Source organism: Streptomyces sp. NPDC017890, from assembly GCF_044328675.1.
Classification (GTDB): domain Bacteria; phylum Actinomycetota; class Actinomycetes; order Streptomycetales; family Streptomycetaceae; genus Streptomyces.
Genome location: NZ_JBIRHU010000007.1, coordinates 48,337 through 65,490, shown reverse-complemented (window position 1 = coordinate 65,490; position 17,154 = coordinate 48,337). Strand labels below are relative to the sequence as shown.

The following is a 17,154-nucleotide window of genomic DNA, read 5'->3' as shown; positions in this document are numbered from 1 at the left end:
CGTCATGACGGACAGGGACGATCAGTGCGCGGCGGCGCCGGATCCGGCGTCTCCTCCCCGGGTCCTGCGCGAGTACGCCGTGCTCGCCGACGGTGAGCGGGGAGCGGTCCTGGATCCCCTGGGCCGGATCGTGTGGCTGTGCGCCCCTCGGTGGCACGACGACGCGGTGTTCTCCGCGCTCATCGGCGGGACCGGGCACTTCACCGTGGAGCCGACGGACCCCTGGCACGTCTGGGGCGGCTCCTACGAGGAGGGCACGCTGATCCGGGTGAGCCGGTGGGTGACCGCCGAGTGCGTGATCGAATGCCGTGAGGCCCTGGCCCTGCCGGCCCGCACCGACCGTCTCGTCCTGCTGCGCCGGATGGGCGTGCGGCGCGGCGAGGCGCGGTTGTGCCTGGACCTGGACCCCCGGCCCGGTTTCGGAGACGGCCGGATGCGCGGCCACCGGCAGGAGGACGGGGTCTGGACGGCCGAGGCGGCGGGACTGCGGATGCGGCTCGCCGGGGCCCCCGAGGCGGTGTGGCGGGCCGGCGCCGGACTGTGCGGCGAGTTCCGGCTGCGCGAGGGCGAGACGCACGACCTGGTGCTGGAACTGGCCGAGGGGCGGGAGACCGAACCGCTCGACGCCGGCGCGCTGTGGCGGGCCACGGAGCGCGAGTGGCGGCGGGCCGTCCCGGACTGCTCACGGCTGGTCGCACCACGTGACGCCCGCCACGCGTACGCCGTGCTGCGCGGGCTGACCAGCGTCTCCGGCGGCATGGTGGCCGCCGCGACCACCTCCCTGCCGGAGCGGGCCAACAGCGGACGCAACTACGACTACCGCTTCGCCTGGCTGCGCGACCAGTGCTACGCCGGTCTCTCGGTCGCCGCGCACGGCCCCCACCCGCTGGCCGACGGCGCCGTGCGCTTCGTCGCCGAGCGCATCCTGGAGGACGGCGACAGGGTCCGCCCCGCCTACACGGTCGACGGGCGGCCGGTGGGCGGGGAACGCTCCCTGCGGTTGCCGGGCTATCCCGGCGGCACCGACCACATCGGCAACGACGCGGGCGCCCAGTTCCAGCTGGACACCTTCGGCGAGGCGCTGCAGCTCTTCGCCGCGGCGGCGGCGCACGACCGGCTGACGCAGGAGGCGCAGCGGGCCGCCGCCGTCGCCGTGGACGTCGTGGAACGGCGGTGGCTCGAGCCGGACGCCGGGCTGTGGGAGCTGGAGGACCGCTGGTGGACCCACTCGCGGCTGAGCGTGGTGTGCGGTCTGCGGCGCATGGCGCAAGCGCTGCCCGGGAAGGCCGGGCGCCGCCCCGCCGCACTCGCCGACGCCGTGCTGCGGGAGACCCGGCGACGGTGCCTGGACGCCGACGGCCGCTGGCGGCGGGCCGCCGACGACGACGGGCCCGAGGCCGCGCTGCTGGTGCCGATGGCCCGCGGCTGCGCGTTCGGGGAGGACGACGGTGCCACCACCCGGGCGTACATCGAGTCCCGGCTGGCCGAGGACGGGTACCTGTACCGCTTCGAGCATCCCGGAGAGCCACTCGGCGACGCCGAGGGAGCCTTCCTGCTCTGCGGGTTCACCATGGCACTCGCCACGCACCGCGTCGGTGACCGGGTCGGCGCGTTCCGCTGGTTCGAACGCACCCGGGCGGCCTGCGGGCCGCCCGGGCTGTTCGCCGAGGAGTACGACGTGCGCCAGCGGCAGCTGCGCGGCAATCTCCCGCAGGCCTTCGTGCACGCGATGATGCTGGAGTGCGCCGTCCGCCTGGCCGGCGAGTCGGCGCTGCCCTGACCCGACGGACGACCTCCCCCAGGAGTGTCCCCCGCCCTCTCCGTCAGGCAGCCGCCCCGGTCAGGTCCCGGTGGATCGGCGCCGCCCCGCCCGTCAGCGGCACACCCGTGCCGCCGCGCCGGGTGGCGACGATCTCCGCCGCGATGGACAGGGCGGTCTCCTCGGGCGTCCGGGCGCCGAGGTCCAGGCCGATCGGCGAGCGGAGCCGGGACAGTTCGCGTTCGCCGAGGCCGGCCTCCCGCAGCCGCCGGTCACGGTCCTCGTGGGTGCGGCGCGAGCCCATGGCGCCGACGTACGCGACCGGCATCCGCAGGGCTTCGGTGAGCAGCGGTACGTCGAACCTGGCGTCGTGGGTGAGGACGCACAGCACCGTGCGCCCGTCGACAGGAGTGCTCCGCAGATAGCGGTGCGGCCAGTCGACGACGACCTCGTCCGCCTCGGGGAAGCGGGCCGGCGTGGCGAAGACGGGCCGGGCGTCGCAGACCGTCACGTGGTGGCCGAGGAACTTGCCGGCCCGCACCAGCGCCGCCGCGAAGTCGACCGCGCCGAAGACGATCATGCGGGGCGGCGGCACGCTGGACTCGACGAGCAGTGTGAGCCCGCCGGGGCAGTGCGAACCGTCCTCGGAGAGGCCGACCGTGCCGGTGCGGCCGGTGTCCAGCAGGGCCCCGGCCTCTGCCACGGCCGTGCGGTCCAGGTCCGGATGCCCGCCGAGGGTGCCCTCGTGCGAGCCGTCGGGGCGGACGAGCAGGGACCGCCCGAGGAGGCCGGCCGGGCCCCGGACGACCCGGGCGAGGGCCGCGGCCCGGCCCCGCGCGGCGGCCGACAGCGCCGCCCGGAACACCTCCCGCGAGGGCGCCTGCGCGCCGACCGGCGTGACCATCACGTCGATCACCCCGCCGCACGTCAGCCCGACCGCGAAGGCGTCCTCGTCGCTGTAGCCGAACCGTTCGCGCACCGTCTCGCCGTCCCGGAGGGCCGTGGTGCACAGCTCGTACACCGCACCCTCCACGCAGCCGCCGGAGACGGAGCCGATCACCGTGCCCGCGCTGTCGACGGCGAGGGCGGCGCCGGGCCCGCGCGGCGCGCTGCCGCCGACGGAGACGACAGTGGCGACGGAGAACTCCCTGCCCTCGGCGAGCCAGCGGTCCAGCTCGTCGGCGATGTCAAGCATCCGTCCCGCCCCCGACCGCGGGCACCGTCGCCGACAGCACTCGGTCGGGCCGGATCGGCAGGCTCCGGTGACGTACACCGGTCGCGTGCCACACGGCGTTGGCCACGGCCGCCGCCGCGCCCACGATGCCGATCTCGCCGACGCCCTTGATGCCGACCGGGTCGTCCGGGTCGGGGTCGTCCACCCAGTCCGCCTCGATGTCCGGGACGTCGGCGTGCGTGGCCACGTGGTAGCCGGCGAGGTCGGGGCCGTAGAGGCCGCCGCTCGCCCGGTCCCGGACCGCCTCCTCGTGCAGGGCCATGGAGATGCCCCAGACCATGCCGCCGACGAGCTGGTTGCGGGCGGTGAGCGGGTTGACGATGCGGCCCGCCGCGAAGATGCCGAGCATGCGGCGCACCCGCACCTCGCCTGTGGTGGTGTCCACGGCGACCTCGGCGAACTGCGCCCCGAAGGAGTGCCGTTCCTTCTGCGCGAGGGCACCGAGGGCCTCGGTGGTGTCGGACCGTACGGTGATGCCCTCGGGCGGGATGCTCGCGCCCAGGGCGAGCCGCTCCCGCAGTTCGCCGGCCGCGATGGTGATCGCCCAGGCCCAGGAGCGGGTGCCCATCGAACCGCCCGCGATCATCGCCGGTCCGAAGTCGCTGTCTCCGATGCGGACCCGGACCCGCTCGGGCGTGACCTCGAGCGCGTCGGCGGCGATCAGGGTGAGCGCGGTACGGGCGCCGGTGCCGATGTCGGCGGCGGAGATCCGCACGGTGAAGGTGCCGTCGGCCTCCGCGGTCACGGCGGCGGTGGACGGAGCGGCTCCCGCCTGGAAGGAGGCCGCGGCCGTGCCGGTGCCCAGCAGCCAGCGCCCGTCGCGGCGCACCCCGGGGCGCGGATCGCGCTCCGCCCAGCCGAAGCGGCGGGCTCCCTCGTTGAAGCAGGCGGCCAGGTTGCGGCTGCTGAACGGCAGCCCGGAGACCGGGCCGGCCTCGGGCTCGTTGCGCAGCCGCAGCTCGATCGGGTCGACGCCGCAGCGTTCGGCGAGTTCGTCGAGGGCCGCCTCGATCGCGAAGGACCCCGGCGCCTCGCCCGGCGCACGCATGAAGGTGGGCGACGGCACGTCGAGCCGTACGACGTGGTTGGCCGTGTGGTGCGCTTCGGCGTCGTACATGATCCTGGCGACGCCGGTGCCGGGCTCGACGAACTCGTGGACGGTCGACGTCTGGTTGAGCGAGCGGTGTTCCAGGGCGCGCAGCCTGCCGTCGGGGTCGGCGCCGAGCCGGACGCGCTGGGCGGTGGGGCTGCGGTAGCCGGCCAGCGAGAACATCTGACGCCTCGTCATCACGACCCGCACCGGCCGTTGCAGCACGGTCGCGGCCATCACGGCGGACACCTGGTGGGCACGCAGCCCCTTGCTGCCGAAGCCGCCGCCGACGTGTTCGGATCGCACCCGCACCGAGGACTCGTCGAGGGAGAACATCTTCGCGAGTTCGCTCTGGATCCACGTGGCGCCCTGGTTGGAGTCGACGACCTCCAGGCGGCCTGCGTCCCAGAGGGCCGTGGCCGCGTGCGGCTCCATCATGCTGTGGTGCTCTTCGGGAGTGGTGTACTCCTCGTCCACCACGACGGCGGACGCGGCGAGCCCTGCCGCCAGGTCGCCCTTCCCGGTCCGGGCGGGCATGTGTCCGTCGGCCGGGTAGGCGTCGGGGCGGTCGGCGGTGAGCGTGACGTCGTGCGGTTCCGCGTCGTAGGTGACGACGAGGGCCTCGGCGGCCTCCCTCGCCTGCTCGGACGTTGCGGCGACGACGAGGGCGACCGGCCAGCCCGCGTGCGGCACCCGGTCGTTCTGGAAGACGGCGGCGGTCGGGTCGGGCGGGATGCCCAGCATGCCGACGTAGTCGGTGTCGACGCGCGGGGCGTTGCCGTGGTGGAGGACGGCGAGGACGCCGGGCATGCCGAGGACCGGGTCGGTGCCGATCGAGCGGATGCGGCCGCGGGCGACGGTGGAGAGCACCAGCCAGCCGTGCGCGAGGTCGGCGAAGGGGATCTCGCCGGCGTAGCGGGCCGCTCCGGTGACCTTGTCGCGGCCCTCCACACGCGTGTGCGCGGTGCCGACGGCACCCCTCACCGTCGTACGGCCGGTCGTGGCGGTGCTCATCGGGCGGCCTCCTCGGCGAGTTCGGTCAGGACGGCCACCACGAGGTTGCGCATGAGGGTCACCTTGTATCCGTTGTCGGACAGCGGCCTCGCGGCCGCGAGTTCGGCGTCCGCGGCGGCGGCGAAGGTATCGCCGCCCGCCGGTCGGCCGATCAGCACGTGCTCGGCCGCGCGGGCCCGCCAGGGCCGGGAGGCGACCGCACCGAAGGCCAGCCGCGCGTCGCGTACGACGCCGTCCTCGACGTCGAGCGCGGCGGCGACCGAGCCGATCGCGAAGGCGTACGAGGCGCGCTCGCGCACCTTGCGGTAGCGGGAGCGGGCGGCTACCGGGGCGGGCGGCAGGGTGATGCCGGTGATCAGCGCGCCGGACGGGAGGGCGGTCTCCCGGTCCGGGGTGTCGCCCACGGGGAGGTAGAAGTCGGCGAGCGGCGACTCCCCGGGCCCCTCGGGGGTTTCGTAGGCGACGACGGCGTCGAAGGCCGTCAGGGCGACGCCCATGTCCGAGGGGTGCACCGCCACGCAGTGGTCGGAGGCGCCCAGGATGGCGTGGTTGTGGTGCTCGCCCGTGATCGCGGGGCAACCGCTGCCGGGGGCACGCTTGTTGCACGGCTTGCTCACGTCGGTGAAGTAGCCGCAGCGGGTGCGCTGGAGCAGGTTCCCGCCGACGGTGGCCATGTTGCGCAGCTGCCCGGAGGCGCCGGCCAGCACCGCCTGGGCCAACGCCGGGTAGCGGCGGCGCACTTCGGGGTGGGCTGCGAGGTCGCTGTTGGTGACGGTCGCGCCGACGCGCAGGCCGCCGTCGGCGGTCGGCCCGATGCGGTCCAGGGGGAGCTCACGGACGTCGACGAGCCGGGCGGGGCGCTCGACGCCGGTCTTCATCAGGTCGACGAGGTTGGTGCCGCCGCCGAGGTAGCGGGCGTCCGGGTCGGCGGCGAGCAGCGCCACCGCGCCCGAGACGTCGTCGGCGCGCTGGTAGCCGAACTCCCTCATGCCGCCGCCCCCTTCACTGTCTCCTGCGCCGTCTCCGTCCGGGACGCGCCCCGGGTCTTCTCATGGGCCTCCGCCGCGCGGGCGACCGCCTGGACGATGGAGACGTAGGCACCGCAACGGCACAGGTTGCCGCTCATCCGTTCGCGGATCTCGTCCGGTGTCAAAGGTGGCGGTCCGGCCTCGGGCCGTACGTCGTCGGTGGCGGCGCTGGGCCAGCCGGCCGCGTGTTCCTCGATGACGGCGACGGCCGAGCAGATCTGGCCGGGGGTGCAGTAGCCGCACTGGTAGCCGTCGAGATCGAGGAAGGCCTGCTGCACCGGGTGCAGCCGGTCGCCCTCGGCCATGCCTTCGATGGTGGTGATCTCGCGCCCCTCGGCGGCGACCGCGAGGTTCAGGCAGGAGACGGCGCGGCGCCCGTCGACCAGGACGGTGCAGGCGCCGCACTGCCCCTGGTCGCAGCCCTTCTTGGTGCCGGTGAGGTCGAGGCGCTCGCGAAGGGCGTCGAGGAGGGTGGTGCGGTGGTCGACGGTCAGCTCGTGCTTCTCGCCGTTGATGTTCAGGATGACGGCGCTGGACGTCGACGAGGGCGCTGGGGCCATGATCAGCCTTCTTTGGTGTCTGGTGACAGTGAAAACGGGCTGTAGGCGGTGGGGTTCGTGCGTGGCCGGGGCCGCCGGCCGTATCCGCCGCTAGAGTGGGCGAACAAACGGACAACTGTCCGCTCACTGGAAACGTAACGGACAGTTGTCCGCTTAGCAAGGACGGGATTCGGCCACGAACCCGGAAGGAGGACGAGTGCCGCAGTCGGACCACGAAAAGTCGGACAGGGACAAGAAGGACGCTCCCCTGCGCTCGGACGCTCTGCGCAACCGCGAGCGCATCCTGCACGTGGCCACGGAGGAGCTGACGCGCTGTGCGGACGCCCCGCTGAGCGCCATCGCCAAGAAGGCGGGCGTCGGCCAGGGCACGTTCTACCGCAACTTCCCGAACCGGGAGGCTCTCGTCCTGGAGGTCTACCGCTACGAGATGCGGCAGGTTGCCGACGCCGCGCCCCAACTGCTGTCCACCCGGGAGCCCGAACAGGCCCTGCGCGAGTGGATGGACCGACTCGCCGGGTTCGCCATGACCAAGGCCGGTCTGGCGGACGCGATCCGGCTGGTCACCAGCGCGCCCGGCGGGCCGGAGAAACCGCGCCCCACCCCGGTCATGGACGCGGCCCAACTCCTGCTCCACGCCAACGAGGTGGCCGGCACCATCCGGCCCGGGGTCTGCGCCGACGACTTCTTCCTCGTCATCGGCGGTCTCTGGCTGATCGATCCCGGCGAGGACTGGCAGCCTCGGGTTACCCGGTTCCTGGACTTCGTCATGGACGGGCTGCGGGCGGGAGCGCCAGGCCGGCCACCGCGCCCCTGAAGCGGTAACGGCGCTCGGGGCGGCCCGCGACGCCGTAGCGCAGGGAGACCTCCGCGCTGCCCACGGTGTGGAAGTACTCCAGATAGCGGCGGGCACTGACCCGGGAGACGCCGGTCCGAGCCGCGCACTCGCTGGCGGACAGCGTGCCGTCGGCCTCACGCAGGGTTCGTTCGACCAACTCGGCGGTCTCGACGCTCATGCCCTTGGGCAGCGCCGGGACCGCGGCGGCCGGCGCCGCCGCTCCCGCCAGTACCCGGTCGACGTCGGCCTGACTGCGCACCACCGTGCCGAGCAGGCGGCCCCGCTGGACGGCGTAGCGCTCCAGCCGGACCCGCAGGTCCTCGAACTCGAACGGTTTGAGGAGGTAGTCGACCACGCCGTGCCGGACGGCGCCGCGCACCGCGTCCGCCTCCCTGGCCGCGCTGATGACCATGACATCGCAGTCGTGGCCGGCGGCGCGCAGCCGGGGGATGACATCGAGGCCGAAGACGTCCGGCAGGTACAGGTCGAGCAGAACGAGGTCGGGGCGCAGTTCCCCGACGGCAGCGAGCGCCTGCTCTCCGGTGCCGGCGACCCCGACGACCCGGAAGGGCTCGACGCGCTCGACGAAGGCCCGGTGGACCCGGGCCACCATGAAGTCGTCGTCGACCACGAGCACGCCGATCGCGGCGCCGGCGGCATGGGACACGGCCTCCGTCGCTGCGGCCGCAGCGGCCGCGTGGGTCGTACCGGTCCTACCCGTCGTAGCCGCCGCGTGGGCCGTACCGGTCGCAGCGGTCGTGTCGACCGTGCCGCTCCTACCCGTCATGGTGCTGCTCCTTCCGCCACCGCGTCGGTGAGGTGGCTGACGGTCATGCGTGCGGTGAACATGGCCCCCTCGGGGGTGTTGGTCACCGAGATCTCACCGCCGTGACGCTCGCAGACCAGCCTGGTCAGCGCCAGGCCGATACCGCGCTCGCCCTGCCGGGCGGCCTTGGTGGTGAAGCCGTGGGAGAAGACTTCGCGGGCCAGTTCGGGCGCCACGCCGGGCCCGGAGTCGCGGACCACGATCTCCACGCTGGAGGCGTCGTGACTCAGCTCGACCTCGACCCAGGCCTCATGGCCGGTGCCGGGCGCCGCGGCGGCATCCACGGCGTTGTCGACGAGGTTGCCGACCACGGTCGCCACGTCCGCGGCGTCCTGGGGGGCGAGCCGGTCCAGAGCCGTGCGGTCCGACACCCGCAGGGCGACCCGGCGCTCGGCCGCGAGGGAGGACTTCGCCGTCAGCAGCGCGGCGACGGCGGTGTCGCGCACCCGACGGCTGAGGGTGACGTCCAGGGACTGGCGGCGCTGGTTGAGCGCGCGGATGTAGCGCACCACCTCGTCCTGCTCACCGATCTCGATGAGCCCGGAGATGGTGTGCAGCTGGTTGGCGAACTCGTGGGCCTGGGCGCGCAGCAGCTCGGAGGTGCTGCGGAAGGAGCCGATCTCCCGTTCCAGGCGGGCCAGTTCGGTGCGGTCGCGCAGGGTGGTGACGGAGCCGAGCGGCCGGCCGTCCTTGCTGACGGTCATGCGGTTCATCACCAGGACCCGGCCGTGCCGGACGACGACCTCGTCGCGAGGCTCGGCCGTGTCCGCCGTGGCGCCGGCCAGGACGTCGCGCAGCCTTCCGTCGATACCGAGGCCGTCCAGGCTCCGGCCCACGCAATCGGCCGGCAGGCCGAGCAGGCGCCGGCCCATCTCGTTGACCAGGGTGATCCGGTGCTGCGGATCGAGGGCGACCACGCCCTCGGCGATGCCGTACAGCATGGCCTCCCGGTGCTCGGCGAGCCCGGCGATCTCGCGCGGCTCCAGGCCGAGGGTCTGGCGTTTGACGCGCCGGGCGAGCAGCCAGGAGCCGGCCACGCCCAGACAGCTGGCGATGCCGAGGTAGGCGAGGAGGTAGGAGGAGGCACCACTCAGGCGCTGCCACACCGTCGGGTCGGCCTCGCCGACCATCACCGTGCCGAGGTGCCGGCCGAGGGTCTGGCGGGTGGCGCCGAGCACCGGGACCTGCGCGACGAGCTCCCGGCTGCCCTGCACGGTCAGCGGGCCCGACCAGCCACGTCCCTCGGCGGCGTCCTCGCCGCGCGGCAGCCGGCCCCCGATCATCGTGGGGTCGGTGGAACTGACCACGCGGCCGTCGGCGTCGGCCACCGTGACCGAGGTGACCCCGGACTGGGTCTGGGTGGAGTTCACCAGCGGAGCAAGGGCCTCCCGCGGCACGGGGCGCAGGAGCTGGCTGCGGACCAGGGGGGTGGCGGCCAGTTGTTCGGCCAGAGCGGTGACCCGGCGGCCCTCGACGCGGTTGAAGGTGGCCTTGGACTGGGCGAGCGAGACGGCGGCGACCGCGAGCAGGACCACGACGACGATGGCGAGCTGGAGGACCAGCATCTCGCCCGCGAGGGTCTGACGACGGAAGGTGGGGGCCACGGCGGACTCGATCTCGGCTGACGGGGGCGCAGGACGGCGGACGTAAGCAGGGGGACGGCGGACGTAAGCAGGGGGACGGCGGACGTAGGCGGGGGGACGGGAGACGTAGGCGGGAACGGGAGACGGGGCGGGGGCGACCGGCGGGGTGTGCCGGGTCGCCATCATGGCGCCCACCTGCGGCGAAAGAAAGAGATGTGCTGTCTTCGCAACAAACCGGCGACCCACCGGCGACCGCAATGACCACAACCTCCCTTGGTTCCGGAAGGAAGACAGGGCGCCGCCGCACGGGCACCATGTGGCCCACGTCACCCTCCCCCACAGGGCTCCCCCGTACCGATCTACCCAACCGACAGGTGGTGTCATACGTGCGCCTGCGCACCCCCCTTGCCCTGCTCGGGGCCGCCGTGCTCGTGCTCGCGGGACCGCCGTTGCTCTCCACGGGCAGCGACTCCGAGACCGGCACACAGATCCCCGGCCTGCGCTTCATGGTTCCGAACACGCCCGGCGGCGGCTACGACATCACCGCCCGCACGGCCGCGAAGAACGCCGAGGACGCCGGGCTCACACACAACATCGAGGTGTTCAACCTGCCCGGCGCGGGTGGCACCGTGGGCCTGAGCCGGCTGGTGAGCGAGCACGGCAACGGCAAGCTCGCCATGTCCATGGGCCTCGGTGTGGTGGGCGCCGCCCGCTCCAACCACGCGCCCAAGACCCTCGCCGACACCACGCCGATCGCGCGGCTCACCGAGGAGCAGGACGTCGTCGTGGTCGGCAAGGACTCTCCGTACAAGACGATCGACGAGCTGATCACCGCCTGGAAGAAGGACCCGGGCAAGATTCCCGTCGGCGGCGGTTCGTCGCCGGGCGGGCCCGACCATCTCGCGCCGATGCTGATGGCGCAGGCCGCCGGGATCTCCCCCAAGTCGGTCAACTACATCCCCTTCGACGGCGGTGGCGAGCTGCTCGCATCGATCCTCGGCGACAAGGTCGGCTTCGGGGTCTCCGGCGTCGGCGAGTACCTCGACCAGATCAAGGCGGGTGAGCTGAGGGTGCTCGCCGTGACCGGCCCGGAGCGGGTCGACGACCTGAAGGACGCGCCGACGCTGAGGGAGTCCGGCTACGACGTGGACTTCACCAACTGGCGCGGCATCGTCGCCCCGCCCGGCCTGTCGGAGGCGGAACGGGACAAGCTGATCCGCCTGGCCGAGGAACTGCACGACTCCCCGGAATGGAAGAAGTCGATGGACCAGAACGGCTGGGACGACGCCTTCCTGACGGGCGAGGAGTTCGGTGCGTTCCTGGACGCCCAGGACAAGCGTGTGGTGTCGGTACTGAAGGAGCTTGGACTGTGACGACGCGGACCGACTCTTCCCCGGGCCCGACCCCTCCCCCGCCTCCGTCCCCGGCGGCCGCCCGGCGCTCATGGCTGCGCGAGCACTCCGAACTGGGCGTGTGCGTACTGCTGCTGGCGCTGGGCGCGCTCGTCCTGACCGACGCGCTCACCATGGACGTCGACATCACCCAGCGCGGGCCGGTCGGCCCCAAGACCGTCCCCATGGTGGTCGGCATCGGGCTGCTGGTGATCGCCGCGCTGCTCGCCGTCGACGTCCTGCGCGGCGGCCGGGGCGAGGCCGAGGGCGGCGAGGACATCGACCTGTCCGAGCCGGCCGACTGGCGCACGGTCCTGCTGCTGTCCGGGATCTTCCTCGGCGCGGCCGTGCTGATCGAGCCGGCCGGCTTCCCCGTCGCCGGGGCGCTGCTGTTCTGGGGTGCCGCCTTCGCTCTCGGCAGCCGTCGCGTGGACCGCGATCCGCTGATCGCCGCGGGGCTGTCCCTGTTCACCTACGTCGTCTTCGACAAACTGCTCGGAGTGCCGTTGCCCGGCGGTCCGCTGATGGGAGTGCTCTGACATGAACGCCCTCAACTCCCTGATGGACGGCTTCGGTACGGCCCTCACCCCCCTCAATCTCCTGTGGGCCGCCCTCGGCGTGCTGCTCGGCACGGCGATCGGCGTCCTGCCCGGCATCGGCCCGGCGATGGCGGTGGCGCTGCTGCTGCCGGTGACGTACGGGCTCGATCCGGTCGCCGCGTTCATCATGTTCGCCGGCATCTACTACGGCGCGATGTTCGGCGGTTCGACCACCTCCATCCTGCTCAACACACCCGGCGAGAGCGCCGCCGTGGTGGCCGCCATGGAGGGCAACCCCATGGCCAAGGCGGGGCGCGGCGCCCAGGCGCTGGCGGCCGCCGCCATCGGTCACTTCGCGGGCGGCATGATCGGCACGGTCCTGCTCGTCGCGCTGGCACCGACGGTCGCCGACCTGGCGGTGGACATCGGCGCGCCGGACTACTTCGCCATCATGGTGCTGGCGTTCATCGCCGTGACGTCGGTGCTGGGTTCGTCGCGGGTCAGAGGTCTGGCCTCCCTGTTGATCGGTCTGACGATCGGCCTGGTGGGCCTGGACCAGATGACAGGACAGCAGCGTCTGACCTTCGGTTCCCTCCAACTCGCCGATGGCGTCGACGTGGTGATCGTGGCGGTCGGTCTGTTCGCGATCGGCGAGGCGCTGTGGGTGGCGGCCCACCTGCGGCGCGGGGCGGCCGAGCCGATCCCGGTGGGCCGCCCCTGGCTCGGCCGCGCCGATGTGAAACGGACCTGGAAGTCCTGGCTGCGCGGCCCGTTCATCGGCTTCCCGTTCGGCGCCATCCCGGCGGGCGGCGCGGAGATCCCCACGTTCCTGTCGTACGTCACGGAGAAGCGCCTGTCCAAGAACAAGGACGAGTGGGGCAAGGGCGCCATCGAGGGGGTGGCCGGCCCGGAGTCGGCGGCGTCGGCCTCGGCGGCGGGCACGCTGGTGTCCATGCTGACGCTGGGTCTGCCGACGACGGCGGTCGCGGCGGTCATGCTGGCCGCCTTCCAGCAGTACGGCATCCAGCCGGGCCCGCTGCTCTTCGAGCGCGAACCCGAACTGGTGTGGGGCCTGATCGCCTCGCTCTTCGTCGGCATGGTGCTGCTGCTCGCGCTCAACCTGCCGCTGGCACCGCTGTGGGCCAAGCTGCTGCGCATCCCGCGGCCGTACCTCTACGCGGGGATCATGTTCTTCGCGGCAGTCGGCGCCTACGCGGTCGGCGGCGAGGTCGTCGACCTGGTGACCCTGTTGATCATCGGCCTGGTCGGCTTCGGCATGCGGCGCTACGGCCTTCCGATCCTGCCGGCCGTGATCGGTGTCATCCTCGGCCCGAACGCCGAACAACAGCTGCGCCGGGCCCTGCAGATCAGCGACGGCAGCGTGACGGGCCTGGTCGACACGCCGTTCGCGGTGACGGTCTACGCGGTCATCGTGCTGCTGCTCGCGTGGCCGTTGCTGAAGCGGCTGGTGCGCCGGGGGCGTGGCTGACCCGGCAGCCGGAGGGGACGCCGAGCCTGCGGCCACGACGTGATCACCGCCACGGCACCCGGCGCGCGTGGCGGAACGTCCCGGCCGGACCGGGTTCCGTCACCTTCCGCTGCGGGCTCCACGGTCCGACTCCTCAGGAGCCTGGGTACTGTGAACCACGTGACGAGTGAGGAAGTGATGCAGGACGGTGCCCATCGTCGCGTGGTGCGGATCGGTGACACCGTCCGCAGACCCGTCCAGCCGTGGACTCCCACCATCCACGCGTTGCTGCGGCACCTGGCGAAGGTCGGCTTCGCCTGCGCGCCGCGGCCACTGGGATTCGACGACGAGGGGCGTGAGGTCCTCACCTACATCGAGGGGGAATCCGGTCCGTCGGGCTGGGCCAAGGTCGCGGACGACCGAGGCCTCAGGAACTTCGCCCGGCTGCTGCGCGACTACCACGAAGCCTGCAGTGGCTTCACGCCCCCGCCGGGAGCGGCCTGGTCCACGGACGCGGTCGACCCGGGCGGCGACGAGGTCGTCTGCCATGGGGACTTCGGGCCCTGGAACGTCGTCTGGCAGGGCGACCAGCCGGTCGGCATCATCGACTGGGATTTCGCCCGGCCGGCACCACGCCTGCACGACGTGGCCTACGCCCTGGAGTACGTCGCTCCGTTCCGCGACGACGCCGATTGCCTGCGCTGGCTGCACTACCCGGCGCCGCCCGACCGCCGTGCGCGACTGGAGGGTTTCTGCGACGCGTACGGCCTCGAGTCGACCGCGGGCATCGTCGACGCCGTCATCGCCAGGCAGCAGGACAACGCCGACCTCGTGCGCCGACTGGCTGAGCAGGGGCACGAGCCTCAGGCCACCTGGGTCGCCGACGGGCTCCTGACCGAACTCGGCAAGAGGATCGACTGGAGCAAGACACACCGGCATCTGGTCGAGTAGCCGATTCGCGCGTCGGAGAAGACCGGCCCCTCCTCACCGGCGGTGGACGCTGACGGCATAACCGCCGCCGTCGTAGGGGTCGGCGTCCCAGGTGGCGAAGCGGTCGACGAGGGTGAGGCCGGACGCGGCGCAGCAGTCGTCGTAGTCCGACAGCGTGAGGCTCGGCTCCACGGGCAGGTGAGCTTCGTCCAGGCCGAAGCCCGCGACCATCAGGCCGCCCGGGCGCAGGGCCGCGGACAGGTGTCCGACCACCGTGGCCTCAGTGCCGGCAGTGAGCAACGGGAACACGTTGCCGGCGGCGACCACAAGATCGAAGTCCGCTGCGAGACCGAGCGGGGCCGGCTCGAACTCGGCCAGATCGAGCTGGAACCAGGACAGTTGTGGCGCCTGCTTCCGCGCCACCGCCAGCATCGACGCGTCGAGATCCACCCCGACACAGTCGTACCCGAGCTCCGCGAGCCGGATCATGATCCGTCCAGTACCGCACCCGGCGTCCAGCACCCGCGCTCCGACAGGCACGAGAGCCGCGCAGAACCGCGCCTCACCGTGCACGTCTGCGCCGCCACGGGCCAGGCTCGCGAACCGTGCGGCGTAGTCCTCCCCCGACGTCTTCCCTGCCAACTCCGTCCAGCGGCTCATGAGGGCAACTGTAGACCGACTCGATGAGGGCTGGGGCAGTGGCTGATCGTAGTCGTAGCCCTTGCCGGCGAGGAGCTCGGCCGGTCGTCGGCGGCGCGGCCCGCGCCGGGAGCGGATCGGCGGGATTTTGCGTACCAGTGGCGCCAGGCCGGGACCGGCGTCAGGAGTCGGGGCCGGAGGCGCCCAGCGACAGGGGCGGACCGTGACGGACGCCTCGCCGGAACGGGCCTCGCGCTCGACAGACCGGACGGACCCTGATGGGCCGAAGTCAGCAACGTCGCACGACGGGTCCGGGAGGAGGAGGCCGCTGGGAAAGGGGGCAGCTCCGCTGCCACCTCGCCCGGCGGCCCACCTCACGCGGGGTCTCGCCGGGCGCAGTTGCCCCGGTGGGGGCCGGGCGCTGCCCCCGTCATCGCCCATAAGCACCTGCCGGTGGCATCGCGGGCGCGGTAGGTGTAACCGCAAACACCCACGCTCGCGGAAGAGACCGCCATGCATGCTGAACGATCCCGCGAGGACGGACGGGACGGAGCGGTCCGGGACCGGCCTGCCGTCGGACGCCCGTCCGCCCCGCGCCAGGGGGCTGTGCCTCATGTCCTCGCGTTGCAACGCACCGCGGGCAACATCGCGACGAACCGGATGCTCGGCTCCGGCAGAGCCACGATGCCGGTGCAGCGTCTGGTCAAGCTCGGGGGGAAGGTGTACTCCAACGATCTCCGGCTGCCCGAGAGCGAGCCGTCCGTCGAGTCGCTGTGGGAGTCCGTCGTCCAGGTCGCCGAGGGCGGGACGGACGAGGAACGGGCGGAGTTCGAGACGTACCGCCGGCAGATGCGGGCGCAGTTGGACAAGTGGGTGGACGACCGCGCGGTCGGCCGGCTGCACCCGGACCCGGACAAGGCCCGTACCCACCCTCGGGGCCGCAAGCAGCAGGCGCGGTCCTACCGCAGCGTCGAGGAGTTGTACGCGGGCCTGCTGGGCTGGGTCAAGCAGAAGCCGGGACGCCATGAGGAGCGGGAGTTGGCCGATCAGGTCCGCGGCTCCTCCGACATCGACCGTCAGCTCGACGCCTTGCTGGTGAAGGTCAAGCGCTGGATCGACGACCAGCCGGAGATGAACGACGATCCGGTCCTGCGAAAGCGCCTGTGGCAGGAGCTGCGGACCAGCCAGGTGAGGAGACCGGACGGGGAGACGGTCCCGCTGGGCGTCTACCGGCAGCACACCGCTCGGATGGCCGGGAAAGGGCGGGGTGAGGCCACCCGGATCGGGCAGGACATGGCCGCCGTAATGGAACATCCGGAGAAGTACGGCCAGGCGGACAAGATCGTCGTGCTGCACGATGTGATGGAGTATCTGGGGAACCCCGGGCACGGCAACCCGCGCACCGCGGGTACGGACTTGCTCCTGTCCCCTCCCAGCAGCCGGTTCCTGAGCACCAAGGAGATAGACCCCGTCACCGGCCGGCGGACCGAGAGCACAAAGTCACGGGGTATGCGGACCGAGAACTGGAGGGGGCCCCTCGCCACCCGCGACGAGGCCGACCCCACCACCCTCTTGGCCCGGCGGCACAACGTGCCGGTGGGGCCCGGCCAGTCCTTCACCACGGTCCGCATGCTCCACCTCGGTGCCGAGGCGGGTGGCACCACGGGGGAGCTGGGAGCGATGGCCTGGGCGCTGTTCGCGTTCTGGCGTGTCAACTACGACCACACGTCGCGGCTGGCGTACCACACCCTGCACGAGACCCTCGACATGGCGTCGAACTTCGGTGTCTCCTACAACATGCTGGACCGGGGCGCCGGCCTGGCCGACTACCGCCCCGGCACCCTGTTGAAATCGATGCGGGAGACGATCGCGGAACTGCGCAAGGACCTCATCGGCCTGGGCGAGGCCGTGAAGCAGCACGATCGTACGGCCGACGCCGACGGCGACGGCGAGCAGTTGGCGGGCCGGTACCGGGCTCTGCGTGAGAAGGTGGACACGGCGGCCCGGGGCACCGGGTGGATGCTCCTCGCCGACCCCGAGACGAGGGCGGTGGCCCGCCGCGAGGCGGCCCTGGCCCTGCAGGACGCGCTCGCCGAGTACACGTGGCTCTGCGAGGACCTGGCCCGCTCGCCCACCGTGAGGGAGCCGGCCTGGGCCAGCACACCCCCGCCGGGGACCTACTCCGTCTGAGCGGCCTCCCGTCGACCGGTCACGACCGGGTGAGGGGGCTGTCGAACGAGTACCCCTGTCTCATTTTG

General features: G+C 72.7%; 14 protein-coding genes. 7 read left to right on the top strand and 7 right to left on the bottom strand.

All coding sequences use genetic code 11. The features are described from left to right. Positions 1 to 4: 4 nt before the first annotated feature. Positions 5 to 1,780, top strand: coding sequence for a glycoside hydrolase family 15 protein (locus ACH4F2_RS11070; RefSeq protein WP_398132410.1), 1,776 nt, complete (start codon positions 5 to 7; stop codon positions 1,778 to 1,780). Between the two features lie 43 nt (positions 1,781 to 1,823). On the opposite strand, the gene ACH4F2_RS11065 is transcribed toward ACH4F2_RS11070, so the two are convergent. From ACH4F2_RS11065 to ACH4F2_RS11050, 4 genes are read right to left on the bottom strand one after another with little or no spacing between them, the layout of a single operon-like run. Beyond that, positions 1,824 to 2,954, bottom strand: coding sequence for an XdhC family protein (locus ACH4F2_RS11065; protein ID WP_398132409.1), 1,131 nt, complete (start codon positions 2,952 to 2,954; stop codon positions 1,824 to 1,826). Beyond that, a complete protein-coding gene (locus ACH4F2_RS11060) occupies positions 2,947 to 5,097 on the bottom strand; it encodes a xanthine dehydrogenase family protein molybdopterin-binding subunit (protein WP_398132408.1) in 2,151 nt (716 codons plus the stop codon). Before ACH4F2_RS11060 ends, ACH4F2_RS11065 begins: the two co-directional genes overlap by 8 nt. Further along, positions 5,094 to 6,086, bottom strand: a complete 993-nt coding sequence (locus tag ACH4F2_RS11055) for an FAD binding domain-containing protein (RefSeq protein WP_398132407.1) — start codon at positions 6,084 to 6,086, stop codon at positions 5,094 to 5,096. The genes ACH4F2_RS11060 and ACH4F2_RS11055 overlap by 4 nt, the downstream gene beginning before the upstream one ends. Continuing rightward, complete coding sequence (locus ACH4F2_RS11050; protein ID WP_398132406.1) at positions 6,083 to 6,685, bottom strand: 2Fe-2S iron-sulfur cluster-binding protein; 603 nt, start codon at positions 6,683 to 6,685, stop codon at positions 6,083 to 6,085. Before ACH4F2_RS11050 ends, ACH4F2_RS11055 begins: the two co-directional genes overlap by 4 nt. Positions 6,686 to 6,881: 196 nt before the next feature. Between ACH4F2_RS11050 and ACH4F2_RS11045 the strand changes: the two genes are divergently transcribed. Beyond that, positions 6,882 to 7,499, top strand: a complete 618-nt coding sequence (locus ACH4F2_RS11045) for a TetR/AcrR family transcriptional regulator (protein ID WP_398132405.1) — start codon at positions 6,882 to 6,884, stop codon at positions 7,497 to 7,499. Here the strand turns inward: ACH4F2_RS11045 and ACH4F2_RS11040 are convergent. Both ACH4F2_RS11040 and ACH4F2_RS11035 read right to left on the bottom strand, forming a co-directional pair. Beyond that, positions 7,450 to 8,307, bottom strand: coding sequence for a response regulator (locus ACH4F2_RS11040; RefSeq protein WP_398132404.1), 858 nt, complete (start codon positions 8,305 to 8,307; stop codon positions 7,450 to 7,452). The two genes, ACH4F2_RS11045 and ACH4F2_RS11040, sit on opposite strands and share 50 nt — an antisense overlap. Next, complete coding sequence (locus tag ACH4F2_RS11035; protein ID WP_398132403.1) at positions 8,304 to 9,950, bottom strand: ATP-binding protein; 1,647 nt, start codon at positions 9,948 to 9,950, stop codon at positions 8,304 to 8,306. The genes ACH4F2_RS11040 and ACH4F2_RS11035 overlap by 4 nt, the downstream gene beginning before the upstream one ends. Positions 9,951 to 10,315: 365 nt before the next feature. Here ACH4F2_RS11035 and ACH4F2_RS11030 point away from each other — a divergent pair, with 365 nt between their 5' ends. The 4 genes from ACH4F2_RS11030 (at position 10,316) to ACH4F2_RS11015 (ending at position 14,278) form a co-directional block, all read left to right on the top strand. Then, positions 10,316 to 11,302 carry a Bug family tripartite tricarboxylate transporter substrate binding protein gene (locus ACH4F2_RS11030; protein ID WP_398132402.1) on the top strand — a complete coding sequence of 329 codons (987 nt, stop codon included), beginning with the start codon at positions 10,316 to 10,318 and terminating at the stop codon, positions 11,300 to 11,302. After that, the gene (locus tag ACH4F2_RS11025) at positions 11,299 to 11,859 is read left to right on the top strand and encodes a tripartite tricarboxylate transporter TctB family protein (RefSeq protein WP_398132401.1); all 561 of its coding nucleotides are present in this window, start codon (positions 11,299 to 11,301) and stop codon (positions 11,857 to 11,859) included. Before ACH4F2_RS11030 ends, ACH4F2_RS11025 begins: the two co-directional genes overlap by 4 nt. A gap of 1 nt (position 11,860) precedes the next feature. Further along, positions 11,861 to 13,348, top strand: coding sequence for a tripartite tricarboxylate transporter permease (locus ACH4F2_RS11020; protein WP_398132400.1), 1,488 nt, complete (start codon positions 11,861 to 11,863; stop codon positions 13,346 to 13,348). A gap of 159 nt (positions 13,349 to 13,507) precedes the next feature. Continuing rightward, complete coding sequence (locus ACH4F2_RS11015) at positions 13,508 to 14,278, top strand: aminoglycoside phosphotransferase family protein (RefSeq protein WP_398132399.1); 771 nt, start codon at positions 13,508 to 13,510, stop codon at positions 14,276 to 14,278. A 33-nt stretch (positions 14,279 to 14,311) separates the two neighbouring features. On the opposite strand, the gene ACH4F2_RS11010 is transcribed toward ACH4F2_RS11015, so the two are convergent. Further along, positions 14,312 to 14,917 carry a class I SAM-dependent methyltransferase gene (locus tag ACH4F2_RS11010; RefSeq protein WP_398132398.1) on the bottom strand — a complete coding sequence of 202 codons (606 nt, stop codon included), beginning with the start codon at positions 14,915 to 14,917 and terminating at the stop codon, positions 14,312 to 14,314. Positions 14,918 to 15,409: 492 nt separating this feature from the next. Here ACH4F2_RS11010 and ACH4F2_RS11005 point away from each other — a divergent pair, with 492 nt between their 5' ends. Beyond that, positions 15,410 to 17,086 carry a hypothetical protein gene (locus ACH4F2_RS11005; protein ID WP_398132397.1) on the top strand — a complete coding sequence of 559 codons (1,677 nt, stop codon included), beginning with the start codon at positions 15,410 to 15,412 and terminating at the stop codon, positions 17,084 to 17,086. The last annotated feature ends 68 nt before the right edge of the window (positions 17,087 to 17,154 follow it).